The 25055-nt window shown below is 59.7% G+C and carries 21 protein-coding genes and 1 tRNA gene; 10 read left to right on the top strand and 12 right to left on the bottom strand.

Going from position 1 to position 25055, the window contains the following annotated elements; all coding sequences use genetic code 11:
* Positions 1-74 precede the first annotated feature (74 nt).
* The 4 genes from ACFOZ5_RS07285 to ACFOZ5_RS07270 form a co-directional block, all read right to left on the bottom strand.
* Positions 75-296: a DUF2835 domain-containing protein gene (locus ACFOZ5_RS07285; RefSeq protein WP_379886354.1), complete on the bottom strand. Its 222-nt coding sequence runs from the start codon at positions 294-296 to the stop codon at positions 75-77.
* 43 nt (positions 297-339) lie between these two features.
* On the bottom strand, positions 340-2232 hold the full coding sequence (htpG, locus tag ACFOZ5_RS07280) for a molecular chaperone HtpG (RefSeq protein ID WP_379886353.1): 1893 nt from the start codon (positions 2230-2232) through the stop codon (positions 340-342).
* Between the two features lie 136 nt (positions 2233-2368).
* Positions 2369-2803, bottom strand: coding sequence for a PaaI family thioesterase (locus tag ACFOZ5_RS07275; protein WP_379886352.1), 435 nt, complete (start codon positions 2801-2803; stop codon positions 2369-2371).
* Complete coding sequence (locus ACFOZ5_RS07270) at positions 2800-3270, bottom strand: PaaI family thioesterase (protein WP_379886351.1); 471 nt, start codon at positions 3268-3270, stop codon at positions 2800-2802. Before ACFOZ5_RS07270 ends, ACFOZ5_RS07275 begins: the two co-directional genes overlap by 4 nt.
* Positions 3271-3518: 248 nt before the next feature.
* Here ACFOZ5_RS07270 and ACFOZ5_RS07265 point away from each other — a divergent pair, with 248 nt between their 5' ends.
* The 4 genes from ACFOZ5_RS07265 (at position 3519) to ACFOZ5_RS07250 (ending at position 7730) form a co-directional block, all read left to right on the top strand.
* Positions 3519-4790 (top strand): M48 family metalloprotease, encoded by a 1272-nt coding sequence (locus ACFOZ5_RS07265; RefSeq protein ID WP_379886407.1) that lies wholly within the window; start codon positions 3519-3521, stop codon positions 4788-4790.
* A 217-nt stretch (positions 4791-5007) separates the two neighbouring features.
* Positions 5008-5568, top strand: a complete 561-nt coding sequence (locus ACFOZ5_RS07260; protein WP_379886350.1) for an SCP2 sterol-binding domain-containing protein — start codon at positions 5008-5010, stop codon at positions 5566-5568.
* Complete coding sequence (locus ACFOZ5_RS07255; RefSeq protein ID WP_379886349.1) at positions 5565-6749, top strand: iron-containing alcohol dehydrogenase; 1185 nt, start codon at positions 5565-5567, stop codon at positions 6747-6749. The genes ACFOZ5_RS07260 and ACFOZ5_RS07255 overlap by 4 nt, the downstream gene beginning before the upstream one ends.
* Before the next feature lie 189 nt (positions 6750-6938).
* Entirely contained in the window at positions 6939-7730 is a 792-nt protein-coding gene (locus ACFOZ5_RS07250; protein ID WP_379886348.1) for a substrate-binding periplasmic protein, read from the top strand.
* Between the two features lie 22 nt (positions 7731-7752).
* On the opposite strand, the gene ACFOZ5_RS07245 is transcribed toward ACFOZ5_RS07250, so the two are convergent.
* A complete protein-coding gene (locus tag ACFOZ5_RS07245) occupies positions 7753-10239 on the bottom strand; it encodes an ABC transporter permease (protein WP_379886346.1) in 2487 nt (828 codons plus the stop codon).
* A complete protein-coding gene (locus ACFOZ5_RS07240) occupies positions 10239-10916 on the bottom strand; it encodes an ABC transporter ATP-binding protein (protein WP_379886406.1) in 678 nt (225 codons plus the stop codon). The genes ACFOZ5_RS07245 and ACFOZ5_RS07240 overlap by 1 nt, the downstream gene beginning before the upstream one ends.
* A gap of 134 nt (positions 10917-11050) precedes the next feature.
* Here ACFOZ5_RS07240 and ACFOZ5_RS07235 point away from each other — a divergent pair, with 134 nt between their 5' ends.
* Entirely contained in the window at positions 11051-11719 is a 669-nt protein-coding gene (locus tag ACFOZ5_RS07235) for an arylesterase (RefSeq protein ID WP_379886405.1), read from the top strand.
* A gap of 20 nt (positions 11720-11739) precedes the next feature.
* Here ACFOZ5_RS07235 and ACFOZ5_RS07230 read toward each other — a convergent pair whose 3' ends face one another.
* Positions 11740-12750 (bottom strand): YheT family hydrolase, encoded by a 1011-nt coding sequence (locus ACFOZ5_RS07230; protein ID WP_379886345.1) that lies wholly within the window; start codon positions 12748-12750, stop codon positions 11740-11742.
* 82 nt (positions 12751-12832) lie between these two features.
* Here ACFOZ5_RS07230 and ACFOZ5_RS07225 point away from each other — a divergent pair.
* Positions 12833-12908 (top strand) — tRNA-Asn (locus ACFOZ5_RS07225).
* A 163-nt stretch (positions 12909-13071) separates the two neighbouring features.
* On the opposite strand, the gene ACFOZ5_RS07220 is transcribed toward ACFOZ5_RS07225, so the two are convergent.
* The gene (locus ACFOZ5_RS07220; protein WP_379886343.1) at positions 13072-13428 is read right to left on the bottom strand and encodes a DUF805 domain-containing protein; all 357 of its coding nucleotides are present in this window, start codon (positions 13426-13428) and stop codon (positions 13072-13074) included.
* 338 nt (positions 13429-13766) lie between these two features.
* Here ACFOZ5_RS07220 and ACFOZ5_RS07215 point away from each other — a divergent pair, with 338 nt between their 5' ends.
* Positions 13767-15398, top strand: coding sequence for a methyl-accepting chemotaxis protein (locus ACFOZ5_RS07215; RefSeq protein WP_379886342.1), 1632 nt, complete (start codon positions 13767-13769; stop codon positions 15396-15398).
* A 13-nt stretch (positions 15399-15411) separates the two neighbouring features.
* Here the strand turns inward: ACFOZ5_RS07215 and ACFOZ5_RS07210 are convergent, their stop codons facing one another.
* On the bottom strand, positions 15412-16707 hold the full coding sequence (locus tag ACFOZ5_RS07210; protein ID WP_379886341.1) for a M18 family aminopeptidase: 1296 nt from the start codon (positions 16705-16707) through the stop codon (positions 15412-15414).
* 574 nt (positions 16708-17281) lie between these two features.
* Here ACFOZ5_RS07210 and ACFOZ5_RS07205 point away from each other — a divergent pair.
* Entirely contained in the window at positions 17282-17824 is a 543-nt protein-coding gene (locus ACFOZ5_RS07205) for a hypothetical protein (RefSeq protein WP_379886340.1), read from the top strand.
* Positions 17825-17830: 6 nt separating this feature from the next.
* On the opposite strand, the gene rlmKL is transcribed toward ACFOZ5_RS07205, so the two are convergent.
* Positions 17831-20008, bottom strand: coding sequence for a bifunctional 23S rRNA (guanine(2069)-N(7))-methyltransferase RlmK/23S rRNA (guanine(2445)-N(2))-methyltransferase RlmL (rlmKL, locus tag ACFOZ5_RS07200; protein ID WP_379886339.1), 2178 nt, complete (start codon positions 20006-20008; stop codon positions 17831-17833).
* A gap of 333 nt (positions 20009-20341) precedes the next feature.
* Between rlmKL and rmf the strand changes: the two genes are divergently transcribed.
* Entirely contained in the window at positions 20342-20554 is a 213-nt protein-coding gene (gene rmf, locus ACFOZ5_RS07195) for a ribosome modulation factor (protein ID WP_379886338.1), read from the top strand.
* A gap of 315 nt (positions 20555-20869) precedes the next feature.
* Here the strand turns inward: rmf and ACFOZ5_RS07190 are convergent, their stop codons facing one another.
* Complete coding sequence (locus tag ACFOZ5_RS07190) at positions 20870-21901, bottom strand: quinone-dependent dihydroorotate dehydrogenase (RefSeq protein ID WP_379886337.1); 1032 nt, start codon at positions 21899-21901, stop codon at positions 20870-20872.
* Positions 21902-22345: 444 nt separating this feature from the next.
* Between ACFOZ5_RS07190 and ACFOZ5_RS07185 the strand changes: the two genes are divergently transcribed.
* Entirely contained in the window at positions 22346-23491 is a 1146-nt protein-coding gene (locus ACFOZ5_RS07185) for a cation diffusion facilitator family transporter (protein ID WP_379886336.1), read from the top strand.
* A 28-nt stretch (positions 23492-23519) separates the two neighbouring features.
* On the opposite strand, the gene ACFOZ5_RS07180 is transcribed toward ACFOZ5_RS07185, so the two are convergent.
* Positions 23520-25007 carry a RimK family protein gene (locus tag ACFOZ5_RS07180; RefSeq protein WP_379886334.1) on the bottom strand — a complete coding sequence of 496 codons (1488 nt, stop codon included), beginning with the start codon at positions 25005-25007 and terminating at the stop codon, positions 23520-23522.
* Positions 25008-25055: the final 48 nt, after the last annotated feature.

Genomic DNA, 25055 nt, shown 5'->3' with positions numbered 1-25055 from the left:
ATCAATTAAATGAAAAGAGCTGAGAGTTTTTTTTAATCGACCAACATCAAAGGAAGCAATGTGATGACAAACATTCAGGCGAGGCGTTCCACCGACAGGAACTTACCCTGGTCATCGAAGAGGATGCGGAAGGAGCCGTGAATGCCATCACGGAGGTAGAAGCGGGAAAGGATACGGGCCGGGAAGCGGACGGAGCGTCCGTCCCGGGCCGTGGTGTGGACGTCGGTCGCCTGCCCGTTATAGAGCTTGATCCATTCGTCCGGGCTGACGTGAATGTCCACGATAATTTGTTGCATTATGAATTTCGTTATCTATGAATCATGAGAGACTGGTTACGTCTCAGTTTGACAGCTCCAGCAGCAGCCGGTTAAGCCGGCTGACGTAGGCACCCGGGTCGTCAAGCTGCTCACCGCTGGCCAGGGTGGCCTGGTCAAACAGGACGGCGGACAGCTCGTTGAAGCGCTCCTCGCCCTGCTCGGTTTCCAGGCGCTGCACCAGCGGGTGGTCCACGTTGATCTCGAAGATGGGCTTGCTGTCCGGAACTTTCTGGCCGGCGGCTTCCATGATCTTCTTCATCTGGGCGCCCATATCGAACTGGCCAACAACCAGGCAGGCCGGTGAGTCGGTCAGGCGCTTGGTGACACGCACTTCCTGGACACGGTCGTTCAGGGCGGTCTTGAGGCGTTCAATCAGGCCCTCGTGCTCTTTCGATGCCTCTTCCTGTTCTTTCTTGTCTTCCTCGGTTTCCACTTCGCCCAGGTCCAGGTCACCCCGGGCCACATCCTGTAGCTGCTTGCCATCGAACTCGTTGAGGTAACCCATCATCCACTCGTCGATGCGGTCGGACAGGATAAGGACCTCAATGCCCTTCTTACGGAACACCTCCAGGTGCGGACTGCTGCTGGCAGCGGTGTGGCTGTCTGCCGTGATGTAGTAGATCTTGTTCTGACCTTCCTTCATACGGCTGATGTAGTCTTCCAGGGAGACGTTCTGGGTGCTTTCGCCGGTATGAGTCGAGGCGAAGCGCAACAGCCCGGCAATCTTCTCACGGTTGCCGAAGTCTTCCGCCGGACCTTCCTTGAGTACGGTGCCGAATTCGTTCCAGAAGGTCTGGTAGTCCTCCGGCTGCTTCTTGGCCAGTTTGGACAGCATGTCCAGCACCCGCTTGGTCATGGCATTGCGGATGGATTCCACGGTGCTGTCGTTCTGCAGGATCTCCCGGGACACGTTGAGGGACAGGTCGTTGGAGTCGATCACGCCCTTGGTGAACCGCAGGTACAGGGGCAGGAACTGCTCCGCGTCGTCCATGATGAACACGCGCTGCACATAGAGCTTCAGGCCACGGGGAGCGTCCCGGTTGTACAGGTCAAAGGGTGCGCGCTTGGGAATGTACAGCAGGCTGGTGTACTCCAGCTTGCCTTCCACCTTGTTGTGGGACCAGGTCAGCGGGTCCTCGAAGTCGTGGGCGACGTGCTTGTAGAACTCCTTGTACTCCTCGTCCTTGATCTCGGTACGCGGCAGAGTCCACAGGGCCGTGGCGTCGTTGATGGTCTCGTCTTCGTCCTTTTTGCCCTCTTCCTCGGATTCGGCCTTCATGACCACCGGGAACGAAATGTGGTCAGAATACTTCTTGACCAGGTTGCGCAGGCGCCAGCCGTCGGCAAATTCCTTCTCATCCTTCTTCAGGTGCAGGACGATGCGGGTGCCATGGCCCGGCAGGTCGACATTCTCGATGGTGAACTCGCCATCACCGGCTGACTCCCAGTGAACCCCCTCGCTCTGCGGAGCACCCGCAGGACGGGTAAATACTTCCACCCGGTCAGCCACGATAAAGGACGAATAGAAGCCAACACCAAACTGACCGATCAGCTTGCTGTCTTTCTTTTCATCACCGGACAGTTGCTTGAGGAATTCGGCGGTGCCGGACTTGGCAATGGTGCCCAGGTTCTGGATGACGTTATCGCGGCTCATGCCGATGCCGTTGTCGGTAATGGTGACGGTGCCGGCCTCGGCGTCATAGTCGAGGCGGATCTTCAGATCCGTATCACCCTCGTACAAGCTGTCATCCTTCAGCGCCGCGAAACGCAGCTTGTCTTCCGCATCGGAGGCATTGGAGATCAGCTCCCGCAGGAAGATTTCCTTGTTGGAATAGAGGGAGTGGATCATCAGTTGAAGCAGCTGCTTCACTTCGGTCTGAAAACCAAGGGTTTCTTTCCGGGTTTCAACCGTCATGGTGGGGTGTCTCCTGCTGTTTTTGCACACGAATACGACAGACGCCGTAGTGACCAGGCACACGGCGCGGGTTGTTCTTTACGTGGACTCAAATCTGGGGGCCCCGGGACGCTTTTCAAGGCCCTCGTTGCCCAGTTTACCGATCCAGCAGAAAGTGGGCCCTGGCTGTGGCAATAGGCTCACGGCGGGATTTCTGCCAGGCGGTGATCATCACGTTGGCCACCCGGTTGCCCTGGCGGGTCAGGTGACACTCGGCGTAGGTTTCCCGGTCCAGGCCGGCGCGCAGGTAATCCAGCGAGAAATCGACAATCCTGGGCATCCGGAAAGTATCCTGGGACATCATCAGGTAGATCGCCGCCGACACTTCCATGAAGCCGCCGATGACGCCGCCATGAATGGCGGGTAGTAGCGGGTTGCCCAGGTTCGACGCCTTGCAGGGCAGCCGGAATATCAGGTCATCTCCGAAACGTTCGCATTGCAGACCGATATAACCAGCGTAGGGGATGCTTTCCAGCAACGGAGTGAAGTCACCGGTCTCCCGGGTTTCCCGCAGTACGTCTGCCATTTTCATTGCCCGGCTCCTGTAATCATGTCCCGGTAGGATTTCGGCGTTGCCTCCTTGCCGATGCGCATGAAGGTGCCAACGCAGGTGGCAATCACCTCTCCGTCCTCCTGGTAGGCTTCACAGCGGGTAAAGGCAATGTTGCGCGTCATCTTGCGGACCTCGGCGCGGGCAAAAACCGGCTTGCCAGGTTCCGCCGGCCGCATGTAGTCCACTCGCAGATCCAGCGTGGGGCATAGCTCAAAATCATCGAGGGCGCAGATCATCACTGACCCCGAGGCGGTATCCATCAGGGTGGTGATCGCACCGCCATGGATAACCCCGGTCTCCGGGTTACCAATGATCTTGTCACTGTAGGGGAGATTCAGGGTCAGCTTCCCGCTGGAAGCATCAGCCACGGTCAGCCCCAGTTCCTGAGCCTGATTGAGGGTACCCAGGAACCGTTCCACACGCTCAGCGAGTACTCTGTCTGTCACAACATCGGTCCTAACGTCAGTCATAGCAATCCTGTGGTCTGCCGTAAAACGCGGCGGATCATAACCCATTTTGGAAGCGCCCTGAACACGAGCGCTGCCCAGAGCGACACTTTCCGTTATCATTGGAGGGGTCCGTTCCATGATGGCCCATGCAGGGAAATAGCCAGGGAAACACGGTAAGGACACCCGCCACAGATCAATGATAGAAGTAAACAGGCAAGGAGACCCAAGTGATCCAACGTAATTTCATGACAGCCAGGATGGCCTTTGTATCCGCAGTTCTCGTCCTGGTCGCGCTGGCCAGCGGCTGCGCGACGAACCCGGTGACCGGCAAATCGCAACTCTCACTGATCGGGGAAGGCGAGGAACGCCAGTTGGGCCAGGAAAACTACCAGCCCACCATTCAGACCCAGGGTGGTCGTTTCTATCTGGATCCGGAACTGACCGTATACGTGCAGGAAGTCGGTAATAAAATGGCAGCCGTCAGTGACCGGCCCGACCTGCCCTACGAGTTTGCCGTACTGAACAGCAACGTGCCCAATGCCTGGGCCCTGCCCGGCGGCAAGATTGCCATCAACCGTGGCCTGCTGACAGAGCTGGAGAACGAGGCCCAGCTGGCGTCGGTGCTCGGCCACGAGATTGTCCACGCAGCAGCCCGTCACAGCGTCCAGCGCATGCAACAGGGCATGTTGCTGAGTGCCGGCATGGCCGGCCTGAGCATGGTGCTGGCCGACAACGACTGGGGTGGCGTGCTGATGGGGGGCGCCGCCATTGGTAGCCAGCTGGCACTGTCACAGTACAGCCAGTCCCACGAGCTCGAAGCTGACCGCTACGGCATCGAGTACATGGTCGAAGCCGGCTACGACCCCGACGCGGCGGCGGAACTGCAGGAAATTTTCGTCAAGCTGTCCGAGGGGCAGAATCCCGGGTTCATCGATGGCCTGTTTGCCACTCACCCTCCCTCCCAGGAGCGGGTCGAGGCAAACCGCAGGCTTGCCGCGAAGTATGATGACGGCGGTTATCTCGGACACGAGAAATACCAGAGCATGATTGCAGAAGCCAAACGCCTTCAGCCGGCGTACAACCTGCATGATGAGGCGATAAAACTGGCCACTGACGGCGACTATCAGGCAGCGCTGGCCAAGGTGAACCAGGCAGTGAAGATGGCGCCCCGTGAAGCCGCCTTTTATGCAACACGGGCACGTATTCACAAGGCCATGGATAACCCCGGGCAGGAACAGGAAGACCTGAATCGCGCTGTGGACCTGTACCCCGAGATGTTCAGTTACCGCCTGCTGAGAGGCATGAGCGAACTGGAAGCGGGTAACCTCGATGCAGCACAGGCTGACCTGGAAGCCTCTGCCCAGGTGGTACCCACTGCCATCGCGTACCTGCGCCTGGGGGATATTGCCGCCCAGAGAGGCAACCGGAACAAGGCCGCCGCCTACTATAACGAAGTGGCCAAGACCGAGGGTGCACTGGGCGACGAGGCACGCCGTAAGCTCTCGAACCTTCAGTAATCCCGGAAATCTGCGTCCGGCGGGGCTTCAGGCCCAGCCGGACCAGCCCCACCACATTTTCTTCAGCCGTTTTTATCCGGACATGGCCAGCCGGTCAACGCCCATTGACTTGGCGAGCCAATCACTCTACAACAACACCACGATACTCGGAAAAGTGCGGGCCTTGCGGTCCGGGCTTTGCCACCGGCGACCCTTGCCCTATACACAGGTATTGTCCATGCTCGAAAACCTCACCCGTTCCGCCGCTGTCAGGGCGCGGCGACACTATGTTCAGGCGATGTTCCGGTTTATGGGCCATGGCCTGGAGGCCATCTCCCAGGCGGACCGGAAAGTGATCGAGGACGTCCGTGTACTACCGAAAGGCTTCATATTCCAAATGATGGTGCTGCCGTCCGGTCCCTCCCTCGTGCTTGAGCACACCGGCGAGGGCAAACTGCGCTACCTGGGGCCGGATTATGACGGCAAGGTGGATCTTTCTATCCGTTTCAAGCATATGGCCCATGCCTTCCTGGTGCTGTCTTTCCAGGAGAAAACCACCGAGGCTTTCGCCAACGACCGCATGGTGGTGGATGGCGACATCAGCCTGGGTGTGCGCATGACAAGGGTTCTCAACCGTATGGAAGCCATCATACTGCCACGGCTGGTGGCCAGCCGCGCCGTGAAGGAATATCCGGACGACCTTGGTCTGCTGGAGAAACTTCCCGGAGCCATTGGCGTTTACCGTCGGGTTGCCTTCAGCATGATCCGCGATCTCAGAAAGGAGGCACTGCCGATATGAGCCGTTATTACGAGTTCTACTGCCCGGTCAAGGTTATCGCCGGCCAGGCCGCCCTGGAACACCTGCCCTATGAGCTGACCGGCATCGAATCCACCCGTCCGATGATCGTGACCGACCCGGGTGTGCGTTCGGCCGGTCTGCTTGATCCGGTGATCAGTGCCTGCCAGGAAAGCAATGTCACCATCGCGGCCATCTATGACGAGGTGCCACCGGATTCTTCGACCACCATCGTCCGCGACATTGCCAACCTCTACCGTCAGCAACAGTGCGATGCCCTGATTGCCATTGGCGGGGGTTCCTCCATTGATACTGCCAAGGCCGTCAACATCCTGGTTTCCGAGGGCGGAGAGGACATTGCCGCCTACAGTGGCGCCGGCGTGCTGACCCGGCCCCTCAGGCCGTTCTTTGTCATACCCACCACCGCAGGCACCGGGTCAGAGGTTACCTCGGTGGCAGTCATCGCCGACCGGGAGCGCTCGGTGAAGCTACCCTTCACGTCCTCGTTCCTGCTGCCCAATGCAGCCATCATCGACCCACGCATGACCCTGACGCTGCCGCCACATATCACCGCAGCTACGGCCATGGACGCCCTGACCCACGCCACCGAGGCCTATACCTGCCTGTCCAAGAATCCGCTCAGCGATGCCTACGCCACCGCTGCGATCAAGAAGATCGGCCAGTCCCTGATGAAGGTGATGGACGACCCGAAGAACGAACAGGGGCGTCTGGATCTGGCGGAAGCCTCGACCATGGCAGGCATTGCCTTCTCCAACTCCATGGTCGGGCTGGTTCATGCCCTGGGCCATGCCACCGGGGCCATAGCCCATCTACCCCACGGCCTGTGCATGAGTCTGTACCTGCCCTATGTGCTGGAGTACAACCTGGAGGAAATCCGCCAGCCCCTGGCCGAACTGCTGCTGTTCCTGGAAGGGCCCGAGGTATGGACCGCAACCCCCGCCTCCCGGCGCGCCGAGGCCACCATTTCCGCCATCCGACACCTGAGGGATGAGCTCCACCACCGCTGTGAGTTACCGCGAACCCTGCGGGAAACCGGCAAAGTTCATGAGAATCAGCTTGACCAGATTGCCCGGCAGGCACTGGACGATGGATCCATCATCTATAATCCGCGGGAAGCATCACTGAAAGATATCCAGGGAATACTCAATAAAGCCTGGGGTTAGTCCCCCCAAGGCTTGATATCCGCAATAATACCGGTAACAATTGGCATTCTCGAGTGATAACCCAACGCTCGCTGCTGAGCTATAAGCTCACGCCAAGATACTGTTTTGCACGGAGGCATTCAGTCCGGACCCTGGGCATGGATGTCAGACCACAACGTGACAACAGCCTCCACAGGGTATTTGCCTGCCATGTTCCAACCTTTGCAACGCACACTGGCTGCGGCAGCCATCTTTTTGCTACCCGCCCTTGTCACAGCCGGCGAGTCAGCCCAGCAGGCGTCTGACGAGGCATCAGGGGGTGAGGCACCGGTGGTACGTCTGAACGTCTCCACTGATGGCTACCCGCCCTACCTGATTGTCAGCCCGGAGCACGAGTACAGTGGCATCGCCTATGATGTGGTCACCCGTATTGCGGAACGCATGGGCTACCGTGTGGAAGCACTCGAAATTCCACGTAAACGAGTGGACAACCTGCTGCAGGAAGGCGTTGTCGACGCCACCCTGCGGGCGCGGGAGTGGACCAGAGAGCCGGACAACTTCCTGTTTACGGACACCATCGTTCCGATCAGGGAAGTCTTCTTTACCACTACCGATTCCAGCTTCCACTTTCAGGGCCTGGACAAACTCAGCGACGTCACCCTGGTAACGCCCCTGGGATACCACTACCCGCAACTGAAGCCATTGTTCGACAGTGGCGCCCTGGAACGGTATGAAGTCTCCCGGGACAGGGACATCTTCACGTTCATGCTGCACGGGCGGAACATCGACGCCGGTGTTGCCGACCTGCTGGTCGGACAGTGGCTTATCCGCCAGCACGGCTGGCAGGGCAAGTTCCGGCATAGTGAGCAGGCCATCAGCGAGTTCAACTATCGATTGATGGTACGACCCGACTGGGCCTTGTTCGCTGAGAGGTTCAACAAGCAGCTTGAGCAGATGAAAGCGAGCGGGGAACTGGAACAAATCCTCGACCAGTACCGCTGAGAGGGGCGCGAACGCGCCCCTCTCATTCCAGCCGCCTCAGCAACAGCATCGGGCTCACCTGCAATACCGGACGCAATTGCCAGCGCCCCAGCAAGGCCAGCACGATGCCGCTGATCAGCGGGATCGACAGCGCCACCTGCCAGTGCCAGCGGAACTCCCCGCCGAACATCCGGTATTGCAGCGCCCACACGGCAATTTCCGCCGCCATAACCCCCAGCACGCCGGCCAGCACCCCGGCGAGCCCGAATTCCAACATGGTACTGCGCACCAGCAGCGACTGTCGCCCGCCGAGTGTCCTCAACAGCGCGCCCTCCCGTTGCCGGTCCTGTAGTGTTGCGCTGACCACTGCTGCCATGACCACCAGTGACGACGCCAGGATCAGAGCGAGAATAGCCTCGATGGCCTGGGTCACCTGGCGGACGATTGCCTGAATGCGCTCGATGATGTGGTCCACCTCCAGCAGCGACACCGTGGGGTAGGCTTCAGCGAAGTCATTCAGCGCCGATTTACGGGACTCCGGAAGGTAGAAACTGGTTATCCACGTGGCTGGCAACCCCTCCAGCGCTCCACCGGGCGGGAAGGCCATATAGAAGTTGGGTTTCATGCTCTCCCACTGCACCGTGCGGATACTGGTCACGGGCTCGGCGATGGTCTGTGAACCGATGGTGAAACCAAGCACGTCACCCACTTCAACGCCGAGCTCAGAGGCCAGTTCCGCCTCCACCGATACACCCTCGGTCTGATCAGTGCGGAACCAGTCTCCCGCCACGATGCGGTTATCCTCCGGCAGCTCGTCCATCCAGGTGAGGTTCAGCTCCCGGTTCAGCGCATTGACGCTGTCATCCTTACTGACCACCTGCCGTACCGGCTGGCCATTGATCTCCGTCAGCCGACCCCGGACCATGGGATACAGGGTGTCGAGCCCCTGCCCCCGCTGGTCCCAGAAGGCTTCCACCCCGTCCACCGCATCCGGTGCGATGTTGATCAGGAAGTGGTTGGGGGTCTGTTCCGGGAGCTGGTCCTGCCAGTCCGCCAGCAGCGACGAACGCACCAGTATCAGGGTGCTGGCCAGCATCAGCGTCATGGCAAACACGGCGATCTGGGACAGGCTGGCACGACGGTGGCGGTACAGGCCCACCAGCGCGAGCCGCCAGGCATTACCGCCCCCGGTGACTTGCCGCAGTGCCATCAGCATCAACCAGCCCAGCAACGCCAGTATGCCCAGCAGGGCCACCAGCCCACCGATCAGCGCCAGCACCAGTGTTACTTCCCGGGCGTACAGCCAGACCAGACCGAAAATGGCCACTACGGCAATGGCGATATCGCTCCAGGCCCGGCTGTCCGCCTCGCCGGGCTGGCTGCGCAGCACCCGCATGGCGGGCACGTGACGAAGCCGCCGGATCGGCGGATAGGCGAACGCAAACAGCGAGACCACCGCTGTGGCCAGGGCCGGCGCCAGCGCAGATATGTCCACGATGAACGGCACTTCCTGCTCCAGGACCCGTGCCATCAGGTTGTTGAGAAAGGCATAGACCGGCATCGCCACCAGCAGCCCGCCAGCCATGCCCGCCACACCCCAGGCTGCAAGGCGCACCAGGTACATGCGACCAATACGCCGGCTCGACAGCCCCAGGGTCTTCAGCAGCGCAACCGTATCCCGCTGCCCCACGGCAAACTGTCGGCTGGCCACCGCCACGGCAACTGATGCCAGCAACACAGCGATGCTGCCACCGAGCAACAGGAAGCGTTCGGCCCGCTGAAGGGATTCCGACAGGGCCTCACCGTCGCGAATGCTTTCCCATTCGTGGGAGGGCTCCAGACGGGGCTCCAGCCATTGATAGAAGGTATCCAGGGCCGCTTCGTTGCCGGCGAAGAGGTTGACGTATTCCACCCGGCTACCTTCCTGTATAACACCGGTAGCCTCCACGTCGTCGGCGTGCATCATTACCCGGGGTGCCAGCCCGCCCAGGTTGAAACCGCCGTCCGGCTCCCGGACCAACAGCCCGGAAACCGTCAGCTTCAGGTTGCCGACCTCCACCTCGTCGCCCACCTCCAGCTCCAGCAGGCGCATCAGGCGCGGGTTCAGCCAGGCCTCGCCGGGGCGGGGACCACTCTCGAGCAGCTGGCGTTCACTGACAGCGTTATCCTGGTACTCGACCTGCCCCCGTAGCGGGTACTCATCGCTTACTGCCTTGATGGACACCAGCTGGAAGCGATCACCACCACTGAGCATGGTGGAGAACTCAACCATGCGAGCCGTCTCCAGGCCAAGGGCGCGTGCCTCTTCACGCCACTCCGCCGGAATGGGCTTGCCATGTTCAGCCTCCAGCTGACGGTCGGCGGCAAGGAACGAGCTGGCCGACGTAACCAACGTACGCTGCAGCTGGCTGGCAAACAACGCAATGATGGCCACGGTGGCTACCGCAATCACCAGGGCACTGAGCACCACCTTCACATCACGCTGGCGCCAGTCCCGTGCCACTGACCCCAACTTCTGACTGGCGGACATCAGGCCATCTCCTCCTGGCCGGCTTCCAGTTGCCCGGCTTCAATGGTCAGGCGTCGCTGGCAGCGGCCAGCCAGGGTTTCGTCATGGGTCACCATGACCAGGGTGGTGCCCTGCTCCCGGTTCAGATCCATCAGCAGGTCCTGGATCTCCTGGCCGGTCTGGTTGTCCAGGTTACCGGTGGGCTCGTCCGCGAACAGGATCAACGGCTCGCAGGCGAAAGCCCGGGCAATGGCCACCCTCTGCTGCTCTCCTCCGGACAGCTGGCGGGGCGTGTGGGTCAGCCGGTCCCCCAGGCCCACCCTTTCCAGAAGCTCTCTGGCTCTTGCCTGCGGGTCAGTAAAATCCGCCAGCTCAAGGGGCAACATGACGTTTTCCAGTGCCGTAAGCGCCGGCAAAAGCTGAAATGACTGGAACACAAAGCCAACCCGACGAGCCCGAAGGGCTGCCCTGTCGTCCTCGCTGAGGCGGCTGATGGCCTTGCCTTCCAGCACAACCTCCCCTTCCGATGGAGTGTCCAGCCCGGCCAACAGGCCCAGCAGAGTGGTCTTGCCGGACCCCGAACGACCAACAATGGCCACGGATTCGCCCCGCTTGATTTCAAGGGTGACCCCTTGCAGGATAGTGAGCGACTCCCTGCCCAGCTCAACACGCTGGGTCAGGTCGCTTGCCGTCAGGATGGGTTCAGAAGGTTGGCTGGGTCCACTGGAAAGGTCTGTCACGGGTACTCCGGGAACTGATTCGGTGTTTGCCCCTCCTACCCTGCATTTGCCGAAGCCTTTTTCGGATGAAGAGAGGTCGCTCAATGTTCGCTATGCTTATTGGTACGGTATTTTCACGCCAGAGATCAACGATTTTCGTTTTCTGGCTGCTGGCCTTTCTGGCCATCACACTGCCCGGCGCCGCCACCGCCAACACCCTGCTGGTCATGGGTGACAGTCTCAGCGCCGCCTATGGCGTCGAAACCGAGACGGCCTGGGTGAACCTGCTCCGTAAACGCCTGGATGAAAACAACCTGGACAACTGGCAGGTCGTGAACGCCAGCATCAGCGGTGAGACCACCGATGGCGGCGCCCGTCGCCTGCCTGAGCTGCTGGACAGGCACCAGCCGGACATCGTCGTCATCGAACTGGGCGGCAATGACGGCCTGCGTGGCTTCCAGCCACCCGTCATCCGCGACAACCTGTCAGCCATGATCAAGGCGTCCCAGGAGGACGGGGCCCGGGTGTTGCTGGTGGGTATGCAGATTCCGCCCAATTACGGCGCCAGATACACCCGCCTGTTTGCAGAGATGTATCACGAGTTATCGGACCAGTACGACACCGCGCTGGTTCCCTTCTTCCTGGAGGGGATCTACAACAGCGATGGCATGATGCAGAGTGACGGCATCCACCCTACCGGCGAAGCCCAGACAAAATTGCTGGATAATGTCTGGCCCCACCTTGAACCACTGCTGCAGGAGACTGTCTCCGCAAGCCGGTAACCGGAAGGCTTTTGCCATAGTCAGCCGACCAATGGTTGCAGAAAGTTCACCGCCCGGTGCTCCGACCAGTACCAGCCATCACGATGATGCTGCACAAACCCCACATGCCCGCCGTGCCGGGGTACTTCCAGACTGGTCCACGGGCCCAGCACCTCGCGGGATTCCGGAAAACAGCCCGCCGACAGGAAAGGATCATCAGCGGCATTAACCACCAGCGCCGGCACCCGGATATGTTTCAGGCGATACAGCGAGGATGCCCGGTACCAGTAGTCCCGGGCACTCTCGAAACCATGCAGCGGCGCGGTGTAACGTTCGTCGAACTGGTGGAAGTTACGAATCTCGTCATAGCCGTCCATGGAGATCCGATCGGGGAAACGCTGCGCCTTTTCCGCCATTTTCGGCTTCAGATCATTAATGAACCGTGACATGTATATACGCCGGCTGGGCCGGGCCAGCACCTCGGCGCCTCCGGCCAGGTCACAAGGCACGGAAAAAGTCACCGCACCCGCGATGCGACTGTCCACGTGCTCGCCCTGCTCACCCAGGTACTGCAGCGTCAGGTTCCCGCCCATACTGAACCCGGCAAGGGCCACAGCCCCATACCCCTGAGCCAGGCCATGCCGCACCACAACGCCGAGGTCTCCGGTGGCGCCACTATGATAGAAGCGCGGCTGATGGTTCATCACCCCGCCACAGGAGCGGAAGTTCCAGGCCAGCACATCCCAGCCCTCGGACAGCAGGGCCCGGGCCAGCCCCAGAACGTAGGGGCGGCGGCTGTGCCCCTCCAGCCCGTGGGAGATCACCACCAGCCGGTCTGACCCCTGGCGATACCAGTCCAGCCAGAGCTCATCGTCATCCGGGGTTGGTATCGCTTCCACCACCGGATCATGCAATGCCACACGCCGGAACAGACTCGGCCAGATGGACTGGGCATGACCATTGCGAAGCCATAAGGGTGCGCGATAGGGAGCCGCGGGGGCCGGGGCAACCAGGGACGTTTCTATGCTATCGGAAACCGCTGATTCAGACATGGATACTTTTTCGATTCCTGTGTTTTCAGGGGCTTGACCCCACCCCCCAAAGATCTTAATATGCGCGCCATCTCGACGCCAATCCCCGATAGCTCAGTTGGTAGAGCAACGGACTGTTAATCCGTTTGTCGCTGGTTCGAGCCCAGCTCGGGGAGCCATATTCAGGAAAGCCGCCACCTTTTACAAGGGTGGCGGTTTTTTTTGTTCGGGCCTCGCATAAGTGCTTTTTCAGAACTAAAAAACCCCGGAAACCTGTGCTTCCGGGGTTTTTTGTGTCGGGTCAAAAAAGCCGATTATGATCCGGCATCCAGTGAGCGACCTTCAGGCAACTGAAGGAGAGGCTACATGACCCGGAGCCGGTCCGAATCGATTATCACCCTCGGATTTCTGAACCAGGAAAAAAATCAGCACGAGACCGACGAGAGGAACCAGCGCAATCAGCTGCCACCACCCGGAACGGCCAGTATCGTGAAGACGACGAGCGCCATAAGCCAGGTGGGGGATGAGTGAAGCCAGCGCGAATAGACCACTAAGGGCCGGGAAGCCGATAAAAGCATCCACGATACTCAAGACGATATAGACGACAATATAGAACAGAAAAAACATCCAGAACTGTTCGCGCGTCGCCCTGCCACTAAAGTCCCCAAAACGCCTGTATCCGTCGAGAAAGTGTTCCACTTGATCAATGTCCTTATCAATAATGAATTCCAGCCCTGGCTAAGGGCCATCGTTGAAGTGCAAACATGCATTGGGAAAACCATTACGTCCAGTTTACTTTCCAGAAATGTGAAGCATTTCCGGGAGGGACCTGTATAGCAGACGCTTCCCAAATGGCTTTATGCCGCTCCGGAAAACACTCACGCCACTTTAAATCGTCAGCCACTTCCGCAAGCCCGGGCTTTCACCAGGCGCCCGGACTGTCATGTAAATGTCACATTAACCCACTCAAGAACCGGGCCACGGGGTCGTTACACAGCGTACACCCCAGCGATCGTCACCAGGAGTAAACCATTCCCATGGCCCTGTTTTCCCGAAGTATCCTTGCCCGCGTGCTTTCCGTTGTCGTGGCTGCAAACCTGTTGGTCGCTATCTGCGCCCTGGTCTATTTCAGCTACTCACTGAACTCGAACCGTGAGTATCACGCTCTGGCAAGCGAGGAGATGGTTCACGCCCTGGAGGCGGAAAACATCCTCAATCACTTCAAGACCCAGGTCCAGGAATGGAAGAACGTGCTGATCCGGGGCAAAGACGATAATCAGCGCACCAAGTACTGGCGACAGTTTCAGGAGCAGGAAGCTGCCATCCAGCGGGCCCTGGACACCCTGATCCCCCAGCTGGCGGAAGGCGAAGCCAGAACGCTCATGGGTCAGTTTCGCGACGCCCATCAACAAATGGGCCGGGCCTATCGGAAGGGCTTCGAGGACTTTACCGAAGCCGACTACGACCACAGGGCCGGCGACCAGGCGGTACAGGGCATAGACCGGGAACCGGCGCAGTTAATCGACGAGGCCTCGTCACTGATTCGCGAACAGGCACTGAACCACGCTTCAGAGCTGAATCAGTCGGTCAGCCGAAACACCACACTGATCGGAGCGCTGATGTTCCTGTCTATCGCCGCAGGCACAGTGATCTGCATCCTGATCATTTCCCACACCGTGGTGCGCCCGGTTCGCACGCTCACCGGCCAACTGCACCGTCTGAGCGAGGGCGACCTTTCCGACCCGGCCACCCTCAAACGCCAGGATGAACTGGGCCGACTGGCCGATGCTGCCCGTAGTCTGCATGCGTTCCTGGCTGATACCGGCGCTCTCATGGGACGATTTGCCGAGCAACTGGCTACCACCAGCAACAGTATCCGGACCAACGCGCAGGCCGTTTCAGACCATTCGGAACAGTCCCACCAGCGCATCGAGCAGATTGCCACGGCAATGAACGAAATGTCGGCGACTGCCCAGGATGTCGCCAACCACGCCACGTCGGTTTCTACGGAAACCCGTGAAGCCACGGCAGAAGCTGCCGATGTCGATAACCGCACGCAACAGGCGACCCACAGCATGGGCCGCCTGAGCGACCAGATCCGTCAGTCTGCAGAAACGGTAGAACGCCTGGCGGGTGATGGCCGCAAGGTCAGCGAAGTCATGGGGGTTATCCGGGAGATCGCCGACCAGACCAACCTGCTGGCCCTGAACGCCGCCATAGAGGCAGCCCGGGCCGGGGAGGCAGGCCGCGGCTTTGCGGTTGTGGCAGACGAAGTCAGAAGCCTGGCAGCCAAGACGCAGCAGGCCACCACCCGTATTGACGAAATCGTGGAAACCATCGCCCGTGGGTCCAATGACGCCACCGAGTTCATGAGGGCCAGCGAGATTGTGGCCGGCGAAACCAGCGAAGCTGTAGGCGCGGTGCGCGAAACCCTGGCGGGCATCAACAACCGCATGAAACAGATCAGCGATGCCACTATCCAGGTAGCGACTGCAGCGGAAGAGCAGACCAGCGTCTCCGATGACATTAACCGTAACGTCAATGAAGTGGCCGAAACCGCCGACGGCATGCGGACCAGTGCAGAGCAGAACCTGCGGCGGGTACCGGAGCTGGAAACCATGGCCCGGGACGCCAGGGAACTGGCCTCCCGGATCCGCCAGAAGGGCTAGTGTCCCGTGCGGCTCAGTTCACCTCAGGCCAGCCCATGAACGCCTGCAGCACCTGGTACAGCGTATAGCCGTCCCGGGTGCCGCACAGTTCACGGATGGAGTGCATACCCAGCTGTGGCACGCCGATATCCAGGGTGGTCACGCCCAGGTTGCCGGCCGTGATCGGCCCGATGGTGCTGCCGCATCCCATGTCGCTGCGCACCACGAACGTCTGGTGGGGCACGCCCAGTTCGTCACTGATGTGCCGATAGAGCGCCGCTGACCGGCTGTTGGTGGCATACCGCTGGTTGTGGTTCACCTTGATCACCGGCCCCTGGTTCAGCAGCGGACCGTGGTTCTCATCGTGGCGGTCAATAAAGTTGGGGTGGACCCCGTGGGCATTGTCGGCGGAGATCATCATCGAACGGGCGATCACCCGGCTACGATTCTCCGGCCCGCACCAGCGGTCCAGCACCGACGACAGGAACGGCCCCTGAGCCCCTTCCGCGGACATGCTGCCCACTTCCTCATGATCATTGCAGACCAGCAGTGCCGGCTCATCGCCGGTGGCATCCAGCAGCGCCTGCAGACCGATGTGGCAACTCAGCAGGTTGTCCAGTCGGGCGGAGGTAATAAACTCATCCCGCAGCCCTGACAGGCTGGCCGGCTGGGCATCATAGAAACTCAGCTCGTAGCCCAGGATCTTGCTGATGTCCTGCTGCGGATGTTCCTGTTTGACCTGTGCCTCCAGCAATTCCGTGAAGGCGGTTGTGTCGTCTTCAGGTGCCTGCATAAGCACCGGCGGCAGATCGGTCTGGGCGTTGATGGTGCGATTGCTGTTGGCGTCCCGGTCCAGGTGGATGGCCAGACTGGGAATGAACGCTACCGGCCGGCGGAAGTCCACCAGGCAGTCCTGTACCTTGCCCTGCTTGTCCAGCAGTGTGACCCGGCCGGCCAGTGACAGGTCGCGATCGAACCAGGGATTGAGCAATACCCCGCCGTAGACCTCCACGCCTACCTGATAGAAGCCCTTGCGGCGCAGTTCAGGATTGGGCTTCACCTTCAGGCAGGGGCTGTCGGTGTGGGCCCCGGCCATGCGAATGCCGGCTTCCAGGGGCGACCGTTTACCGGTGCGGAAGGCCACAATGGATGAGCCGTTGCGGACAACGTAATAGCCCTGCCCCTGCTTGAGGTCCCATTCCTCGCGCTCGTCCAGTACCTGGAACCCGGCCTTGTCGAGGGTTGCAGCCATGTTCCGGGTGGCATGCCAGGGTGTTGGTGAGGTGGAGAGGAAGTCGAGCAGGTTCTGGTTGAAGCTGGTGTGTTCCATAGGTTCTCAAAGACTCGTCACGGAAATTCAGTTGGCTGAAGTATCGCATGAGAACCGGTGCGCTCTCTACTGAGGGCTTTAGCGTATCAGGACCGCAAAAAGGCCCGAATCTGGAAAGGTAGACCATTCTTGAGCTATCACAGAGTCTGGGGTGCAGGGGGTGGGATGATTTTCCGGGACCTTCAAAAACAGGGGTGGAACGCGGCAGCGTTTCACGGCCCGGCCATGGATGGTCGGGCCTGGACCTTTACGGCGACGCAGGAGCAATTAGCCGTAAAGGTTTTTGAAGAGCCTCCATGGACGGATTTACGGCGTGTCCCGGAAAATCATACCGCTCCCTGGCCCATGGCACGGGATCACAGGCCTGGAAGACCAGGAATTCGAGAACGGTGCTTCCCTGTCGGCCCGCTATTGGGTAGCCTCTTCCAGGACACGCGGTGAATACATCCCTGTACGCTCTTCAAAAACGTCCCTGTTTTTGAAGGTCCTGGAAGAGGCTACCCAACACCGGTCCTCACTTCGTGCTGGCACGGTTACTTTTTAGCCGCTGATCATTGAATACTTAGGAGCAAGTATGCCGCAGGGCATCCCCCACTTTCTCGATATCGAGTTCTTCCAGAATGAAGAACTGTTCTTCCCCAAGGCCATTGCCTGGAGCCTCGAAGATGGCCGCATGAAAACCGTGGTGATTGAACCGGACGAAAGCTGGCTACCGCAGGACGCCGAGCTGGCCGACGACGAGCTGCTTTACCTGCGGGAACAGGGCGTGCCGCTGATCGAGCTGGCCCGGGCGCTGCACGAAGACCTGCCGGACAAGACCGTCTACACCGACGGCCTCGACCCCGATGAAACCCTTGTGGATCTTATTTTCGATGCCATCCAGATGCCCGTCCCCTTTGAGCTGGCGCCCGTGGAAGAACTGATCCCGGGCATAGACCGGGATACCCTGGAAGACCACCGTCGGGACCTCTTGTTCGAGCAGAGCCTGGAACCGCAAATGCCGGAAAACGGCGTCTACGCCCTGCTCCTGCTGGCCCAGCAGGAAGGCCTGGTTGAAGCACAGGAGCATGCCCCCGAAAACGAAGGCGACGGCAACATAGACGAAGAAGAATGGTAAGACCGTTCAGGCCTTATGCTGAATATGCCAGCATTGATGTATCCGGCTGTTGCGCTGAAAGTCCCGGTCCAGTGTCGACGGCGTGACATCCTGGATCTCATAGAGCTCATTCAGATCCTCATCCAGCTTGAAGCGGCGGAAGTTGTTGGAAAAAATCAGCAGGCCATCCCCGGTCAGCCTTGTCATCGCCTGACGGATCAGCGTGCCATGGTCCCGCTGGACATCCAGCACACCCCGCATACGCGCTGAATTGGAGAACGTCGGCGGGTCCATGAAAATCAGGTCGAAACGCTGGTCCGGGGTCGGCTTCTCCGCCAGCCACTTCACACAATCCGCCTGTTCCACCACATGTTTTTTCGGGTCGGCGCCGTTCAGATCGAGGTTGTCCCGGGCCCAGTCCACGTAGGTGTTGGACATGTCCAGACTCAGTGAGCGGCTGGCGCCCCCTGACACGGCCTGGACCGTTGCCGCACCGGTGTAACAGAACAGGTTCAGGAAGCGCTTGTTACGGGCATGATCCCGGATCCAGCGGCGCACCGGCCGATGGTCCAGGAACAGGCCGGTATCCAGGTAATCCCGCAGGTTCACCTTCAGACGGCTGCCCAGCTCCTCCACCGCCATGAACTCCCCGGTGGCATCCTGTTTTTCATACTGGCGGGTACCACTCTGACGCTGACGCTGCTTGCAGATCACCCGATCCGCCGGCACATCCAGCACCCCGGGTATCACCGCCATGGCCTCCAGCAGGCGCTCCTGGGCGCTCTTCTCATCCACGGATTTTGGCGCCGCGTACTCCTGAACGTGCACATGGTCGCCATAAACATCAATGGCCAGGGCAAACTCCGGCATGTCCGCGTCATAGAGCCGATAACACTGGATATCCTGTTTGCGGGCCCACTGGCCGAGGGTTTTCAGATTCTTCTTCAGCCGGTTCTCCAGCATTTGCGCCCGCTCGGGGTTACTGATCCTCGAGCGCAACTCGCCAGGGGTCGACAACTCCCGGGGCCGCACGGCGTTATCGTCACTGATAGTAAACAGCAATAGCTGGGCCGGAAGCTTGCCGTTGAAGAGGCGGTACTGGCGATGACTGCGCAGGCCAATGGCATGACCAAGTTCGGGCACGCCGGTAAACAGCCCCAGGCGCCAGCCCGGCAGATGCGTGCGCACACTTTCCCCCAGCTGCTGGTAGAGACCGCTGAGTGCTTTTCGCTCACTCAGGCGCTCGCCATAGGGCGGATTGACCAGTACCAGTCCCCTGTCGGCCCACTGGCCATCGCGGTGGAAATCCTCAATAGCGCGGGCTTCCACATGAATCAGGCCCTCCAGGCCAGCACGGGCAATGTTGCGCCAGGCCGTGGCAATTACCCGGCTGTCCTGGTCATAGCCGAGGAATCGCGGTAGTCGCCCCTGCTTTCCTTCCCAGGCACGGCGTTCCGCTTCCTGGCGTAGCTCCAGCCAGAGCTCAGGCTGGTGCCCGAGCCAGCGCTCAAACCCGAAAGCCTGGCGCAAGCGTCCCGGAGCCTGATCCATCGCCATCAGGGCTGCCTCAATCAGCAGCGTGCCGGAGCCACACATGGGATCGATGAAGTCACCACCATTGCCGGCAATTTCCGGCCAGCCAGCCCGTAGCAGCAGTGCGGCTGCCAGGTTCTCGCGAATTGGGGCAATCCCCTTTTCTGTCCGGTAGCCGCGCATGTGAAGGCTGTTGCCGCTCAGGTCGATGGCCAGCTCTACATGGCCACGGTGCAGGCGTGCCGACACCGTGATATCAGGGTCCTTCGAATCCACACTGGGGCGAACCGTGCCCTTGCCCCGCAGCCGGTCCACCACGGCATCCTTGACCTTCTGGGCGCCATACTGGGTATTGCGGATCAGCTCGTTGGTGCCGGCAAACATCACCCGGAACTTGCCGTCAATCTTCAGATGATCTTCCCAGGGGATGTCGTAAACCCCCTGATACAGGGCTTCATTGGAACGGGCATCCACGGTGGCCAGGTGGAGCAGCACCCGGTTGGCCAGGCGCGACCAAAGGCAGGCACGATAGCCCTCGGCCAGCCCGCCCTGAACCCACACTCCCGCAGGCGCGGTTTTCAGGGGCTTGAGGCCAAAAGACACCAGTTCATCCTGCAGGAGACCATCCATCCCCCGGGGACAGGTTACGAAATACTCATTGTGCTCAGCCACGGAAACCTCCGGAATGTCGACCCGACGCCAGCGCGCCTGTTTTCAAGGTAGCGCATGGTAACCGACAGCGGGTTATTTCACATAAACATAAAGACAGGGTCATATAGATGAAATAAATACTGTACTCGGCGGCCGTATTCATCATAGGGTGTATTTGACGCGTCAAATTCGAGGGACCAACCGAAAGGTGCTCTCTCATCAGGATCCTGACTGTTCTTGCGGAAACGAAGCTCCACAAATCGTCAATGATTTGTTTTTAGGGGGGTTCTCGGAAACCAGCAATGACAGACGTGTACACGCTTGTTCTGTAAATCCATGTAGGTGAGGAACAGCATGAAAAGACAGAAAAGAGACATGTACGCTCGCGCATTCAAGCGGGGATATCAGGCCGGCGTGTCCGGGAAATCCAAGGACAGCTGCCCGCTGGACCAGCCCGAATGCCGCCAGGAATGGCTCAACGGCTGGCGGGAAGGACGCACCGACAACTGGGAGGGTTTAACCGGCGTTTCCGGTATTCACAGGCTTGCAGCCAACGGAACGACCTGAAGGCGACCCTGATCAGTAAAACCCCGCGTGCTCCGAGCTGAAAGAGTGTCTCTACTGGACGTTTTTTCGAGCATTACAGAGACAAACCGCTTTCAGGCGGACACACAATCCAGAAATTCCAAGATCGTCGCCGAGACGATGGAAACACACTAAAAAAACTGGCTTGAGTACAGGGGCGCACCGGCTCCCCTTCAACAAACGCCGGAACCTGCAATCGGGTCCACCCGACCCGAATAAGAAAGACGTCAAGTCGCCACGGGGTTTATTCCCCGCACGGGCCCGCTCAGCGGGCCCTTTCTTTTTATACAGCCCGTGTCAGTTCGCCTGACGACCCAGTGCCCGGATCGCCTCTACGGCCTCCCCGATCAATGCGGGGCCACGGTAGATGAAACCGGTATAGACCTGGACCAGCTTTGCCCCTGCTCGGATCTTCTCGGCCGCACTCTCACCGTCACTGATGCCCCCCACACCGATAATGGGGATGTCCTCGCCCAGCTCCTGATAAAGCCGCTGAATAACCCTGAGCGAGGCCTGGCGTACCGGTTCTCCACTGAGCCCGCCAGCCTCATCCCCATAAGGATGCCCCTTGACCAGCTCACGGGATATGGTGGTGTTGGTGGCGACCACACCATCCATGCCCGCGTTGCGCAGCGCATTGGCAACAAACACAATCTCTTCGTCATCCATGTCCGGAGCTATCTTCACCGCGACCGGAACATAGCGACCACTTTGGTTGTGTTGTGTCCGTTGCTCCTGCTTGATCGCATCCAGAAGCCTTTTCAGGGAATCCCCGAACTGCAGGTCCCGCAAGCCCGGCGTATTGGGTGATGAGACGTTGACGGTAATATAGTCGGCATGATCGTAGACCCCGGCAATCCCTTTGCGATAGTCAGACTCCGCCTCTTCCGCCGGGGTGATCTTGTTCTTGCCCACATTGATGCCCAGCACCCCGGGGTAACGGCGTTTGGCAACGCGACTGATCAGGTGATCCAGTCCTTCATTGTTGAAGCCCATGCGATTGATGATGGCGCCATGCTCTGGCAACCGGAACATCCGCGGAGCCGGGTTACCCGGTTGTGGCTGCGGCGTCACCGTACCTACTTCAATAAACCCGAAGCCCAGGGCGCCCAGGCCCTGCAGGTGGTCCGCATTCTTGTCGAGCCCCGCTGCCAGGCCCACCGGGTTGGGAAAATCCAGCCCCATCACCGTTACCGGCAAATCCACCGGGGGGCGTACCAGGGCTTTCAGCAAGCCGCTGCCCGCGCCGAGGTCGAGACTGGCCAGAGCAATCCGATGAGCTGTTTCCGGTGGCAAAGCGAACAGAATATTGCGAAGGAGCGTATACATGCCTGATCCTGGATGTGCCGGGTGTCGTCAAAAACGACAAAAGAGCGTGTACGGCTGGAAATTTCTGGTACTATTTCGCGCCGAAAAACTGAGGTGCGAGTATAGCGGAACTTTTCCACAGTGGCTTCCATTGCATCCCGATGACCTCTAAATGACTGTATGGTGAAGGTCTTGTGACCTTTTCCACGAATTCTGTGGATAACCCTGTTGAAAATTCCCTTTCAACCGAGCAGATCCCTTGCCTCAAGCCGCTCTCTACAGATTGGTTATTTTTTGATCAGTTATATTTTCTATTATTATCAGTAACTTAAAGACAGCCAAGCAAAAATATCGCGTTTAGGCTAACATTTCGTAATTCGTTGGTAACGCCCATCTCTTGTGCATAAAGTAAACACAGGTTTGTGATGCCGAGCACAAAACCCGGGGCGTTTTACAGGAGTTTACATGTCGTCCAGTCACCAGCACCGACTTGATGGGGAATTCCGTGCTGCATCCCGCGTGACCATTATCGGCATGGTACTGGATGCAGTACTCGGGCTACTCAAATGCATCGGTGGCTGGCTGTTCCATTCCCAGGCCCTGTTTGTGGACGGCATCCACTCGTTTACAGACGTAGTATCCGACCTGGTGGTGCTCGCCGTGATGAAGGTCTCACGGCGGGAACCGGATTCAGACCACCCCTATGGTCACCAGCGCTTCGAAACCCTGGGCACCATGATTCTCGGCAGCTTCCTGATTGCCATCGGGGGCGCGCTCGCCTGGGATAACCTCTGGCGGCTGATTTCCTCGGAGGAACTGGTTGTTCCAGGCTGGCCGGTGCTGGTCGTTGCCCTGCTCTCGGTGGCCGGTAAGGAATGGATCTTTCGCTACACCCGGCATGTGGGCGAGCGCATCCGCTCCGACCTTATCATCGCCAATGCCTGGCATAGCCGCACAGATGCCTTTTCATCCATCGTCGTGCTGATAGGGGCTATCGGCGCCATGGCGGGTTTCCCCTGGCTGGATGCCGTTGCTGCCGTGATTATCGCCGTGATCATTGCCCATGTGGGCTGGCAGTTTACCTGGAGCAGCGTGCGGGAACTGGTGGATACCGGCCTGTCGGTCGAGGATACCCACCAACTCAGGACCATTGCCGGCGAGACCGAGGGGGTTCGCGGTGTACATGATCTTCGCAGCCGCCGGATGGGCAGTGACATCCTGCTGGACGTACACCTGGTGGTGAAGCCTGAAATCAGCGTATCGGAAGGACATCAGATTGGCATGCAGGTGGTCAGGCGACTGCGCGAAGCCCAGCCGCAGATTCGTGACATCAATTTTCATATTGATGCTGAAAACGACCAACAGGGCTCCGTTACCACCGGGCAATTACCCACCCGCCGTGACATCCACGAACTGTTCCGCCAACACCTGCCAGAACTCTCACAGATCCGGCATCATTTGCGCCTGCACTACCTGGACAACCAGCTTTATGTGGAACTATTCATCGACGAGCCCGGCCCTTCGATTCCCACCCGCGAGGATGTCCTGGACAGGCTCGGGCACCCTCCCTGGCTGGCCAGCCTGAAGCTCTGGCAACCAGCAAACACCTGACCGCGGCTGCGCCCTCCAACCACTCGGATTATCGTCGCTTCGCTTCCATGCGACTCAGAAATTCCTGCATCACCAGGGTGTACAATTCGCCGCCCAGAAAGCGGTCCTCAACATCGGAATCAATGCTGGGGTTGTCGTTCACCTCAATCACTGCCACGCGGTTGCCCGACTGCTTGATGTCCACGCCATACAGGCCGTTGCCAATCAGGCGGGTGGCATTCAGGGCTGCCTGAACCACGTTACGGGGCACCTCGTAAGTCGGCAGGGTGTCAAAGTCGCCGCTGTCCACCTGCTTGGCCTCTCCGTGCTGGTAAATCTGCCAGTGCCCTTTCACCATATAGTACTTGCAGGCGTAGATCGCCCGCCCACCGAGCACTCCGATACGCCAGTCATAGTCGGTGTACAGGTATTCCTGGGCCAGCACCAGGGCGGACTGACGGAACAGGGTTTTCAGGGCCTCTTTCAGTTCCTTCTCATCCTTCGCCTTGAGCACACCCCGGGAAAAGGCGCCGTCCGGAATCTTCACCACTGCGGGAAAACCAAGCTGCTCCACCACCTGGGCAACCGCGTCCTTCTGATCCTTTGACAGGATCAGGGTCTTCGGGGTGGGAACCCGGTTGGTGCGCAGCAGGTCTGCCAGGAACACCTTGTTGGTGCAGCGCAGAATGGACACCGGGTCGTCAATCACCACCAGCCCCTCGGCTTCCGCCTTACGGGCGAAACGATAGGTGTGGTGGTCGATGGCCGTGGTTTCCCGGATGAACAGGCCGTCGTATTCCGGCAGGCGCATGTAATCCCGGCGCCCGATCCGTTCCACATTGATGCCCAGCTTGCGGCCGGCCTTCTCGAAGCGTTCCAGGGCCACCTGGTCGCTGGGCGGCATCTCCTCGTCCGGGTTCACCAGCATGGCCAGATCAAACCGGTAGCGGCGTCGGGTGCGGGGCTTGCGCCAGACAGTGCTGCTGAACCGGTCCAGGGCGGCGGCAAAGATATCCTGCTGGGGTTCCGTCAGGTCCGCCGGTGCCGCCGGTTTCATGGACTCGATCTGCCAGCCCTTGCCTTTGCGGTGACGGAATTCCACCGTCAGGATCGGACACGGAAAGCGGTCGAACAGCGCCCGCGCCACCGGCTTCAGTTCAGGGACTTCTGCCTGACCAAAGAACGTGCTGACCCGAATACTCCGGCCACCCTTGCCGTCAGCGTCAACCGCGCCATCCAGCCACTGGATCACGGAAGGGTCGAGTTCGTCCAGCTGCAGGGAGAACAGCCCCTTTCGCCCCAAGTCATTGAGCGTCATTACCGAGGGCACCACGTGATGCCCCCGGGCTTCAGCCAGCAGTGAGCAGTAGTAGCCCTGGCTCAGGTAGCGGGCGCTCTGACACAGGTTGATAACCCGTACCCGGCTGTGGGCCGGAGCGGAAAACTGCAGGTACTGATCGAAGGTGAGCAGGTCCTCACTGGGATAGTAGGGGCCCCAGTCCCGGGCATGGTCAACCACAAGCAAAAGACGCGACATGAAGGCCCTCCGGCCGAACAGGATGCCCGGCTACAGGTTCGCCGGTTT

The organism is Marinobacter lacisalsi (genome assembly GCF_042651045.1).
Taxonomy (GTDB): Bacteria; Pseudomonadota; Gammaproteobacteria; order Pseudomonadales; family Oleiphilaceae; genus Marinobacter; species Marinobacter lacisalsi.
This window is presented reverse-complemented; position numbering and strand designations above follow the sequence as displayed.

Coding starts and splice junctions, on each gene's coding strand:
- ACFOZ5_RS07285 (WP_379886354.1), bottom strand. CDS start 296: ATGCAACAAATTATCGTGGACATTCACGTCAGCCCGGACGAATGGATC.
- htpG (WP_379886353.1), bottom strand. CDS start 2,232: ATGACGGTTGAAACCCGGAAAGAAACCCTTGGTTTTCAGACCGAAGTG.
- ACFOZ5_RS07275 (WP_379886352.1), bottom strand. CDS start 2,803: ATGAAAATGGCAGACGTACTGCGGGAAACCCGGGAGACCGGTGACTTC.
- ACFOZ5_RS07265 (WP_379886407.1), top strand. CDS start 3,519: ATGACAGCCAGGATGGCCTTTGTATCCGCAGTTCTCGTCCTGGTCGCG.
- ACFOZ5_RS07260 (WP_379886350.1), top strand. CDS start 5,008: ATGCTCGAAAACCTCACCCGTTCCGCCGCTGTCAGGGCGCGGCGACAC.
- ACFOZ5_RS07255 (WP_379886349.1), top strand. CDS start 5,565: ATGAGCCGTTATTACGAGTTCTACTGCCCGGTCAAGGTTATCGCCGGC.
- ACFOZ5_RS07250 (WP_379886348.1), top strand. CDS start 6,939: ATGTTCCAACCTTTGCAACGCACACTGGCTGCGGCAGCCATCTTTTTG.
- ACFOZ5_RS07245 (WP_379886346.1), bottom strand. CDS start 10,239: ATGTCCGCCAGTCAGAAGTTGGGGTCAGTGGCACGGGACTGGCGCCAG.
- ACFOZ5_RS07235 (WP_379886405.1), top strand. CDS start 11,051: ATGCTTATTGGTACGGTATTTTCACGCCAGAGATCAACGATTTTCGTT.
- ACFOZ5_RS07230 (WP_379886345.1), bottom strand. CDS start 12,750: ATGTCTGAATCAGCGGTTTCCGATAGCATAGAAACGTCCCTGGTTGCC.
- ACFOZ5_RS07215 (WP_379886342.1), top strand. CDS start 13,767: ATGGCCCTGTTTTCCCGAAGTATCCTTGCCCGCGTGCTTTCCGTTGTC.
- ACFOZ5_RS07210 (WP_379886341.1), bottom strand. CDS start 16,707: ATGGAACACACCAGCTTCAACCAGAACCTGCTCGACTTCCTCTCCACC.
- ACFOZ5_RS07205 (WP_379886340.1), top strand. CDS start 17,282: ATGCCGCAGGGCATCCCCCACTTTCTCGATATCGAGTTCTTCCAGAAT.
- rmf (WP_379886338.1), top strand. CDS start 20,342: ATGAAAAGACAGAAAAGAGACATGTACGCTCGCGCATTCAAGCGGGGA.
- ACFOZ5_RS07190 (WP_379886337.1), bottom strand. CDS start 21,901: ATGTATACGCTCCTTCGCAATATTCTGTTCGCTTTGCCACCGGAAACA.
- ACFOZ5_RS07185 (WP_379886336.1), top strand. CDS start 22,346: ATGTCGTCCAGTCACCAGCACCGACTTGATGGGGAATTCCGTGCTGCA.
- ACFOZ5_RS07180 (WP_379886334.1), bottom strand. CDS start 25,007: ATGTCGCGTCTTTTGCTTGTGGTTGACCATGCCCGGGACTGGGGCCCC.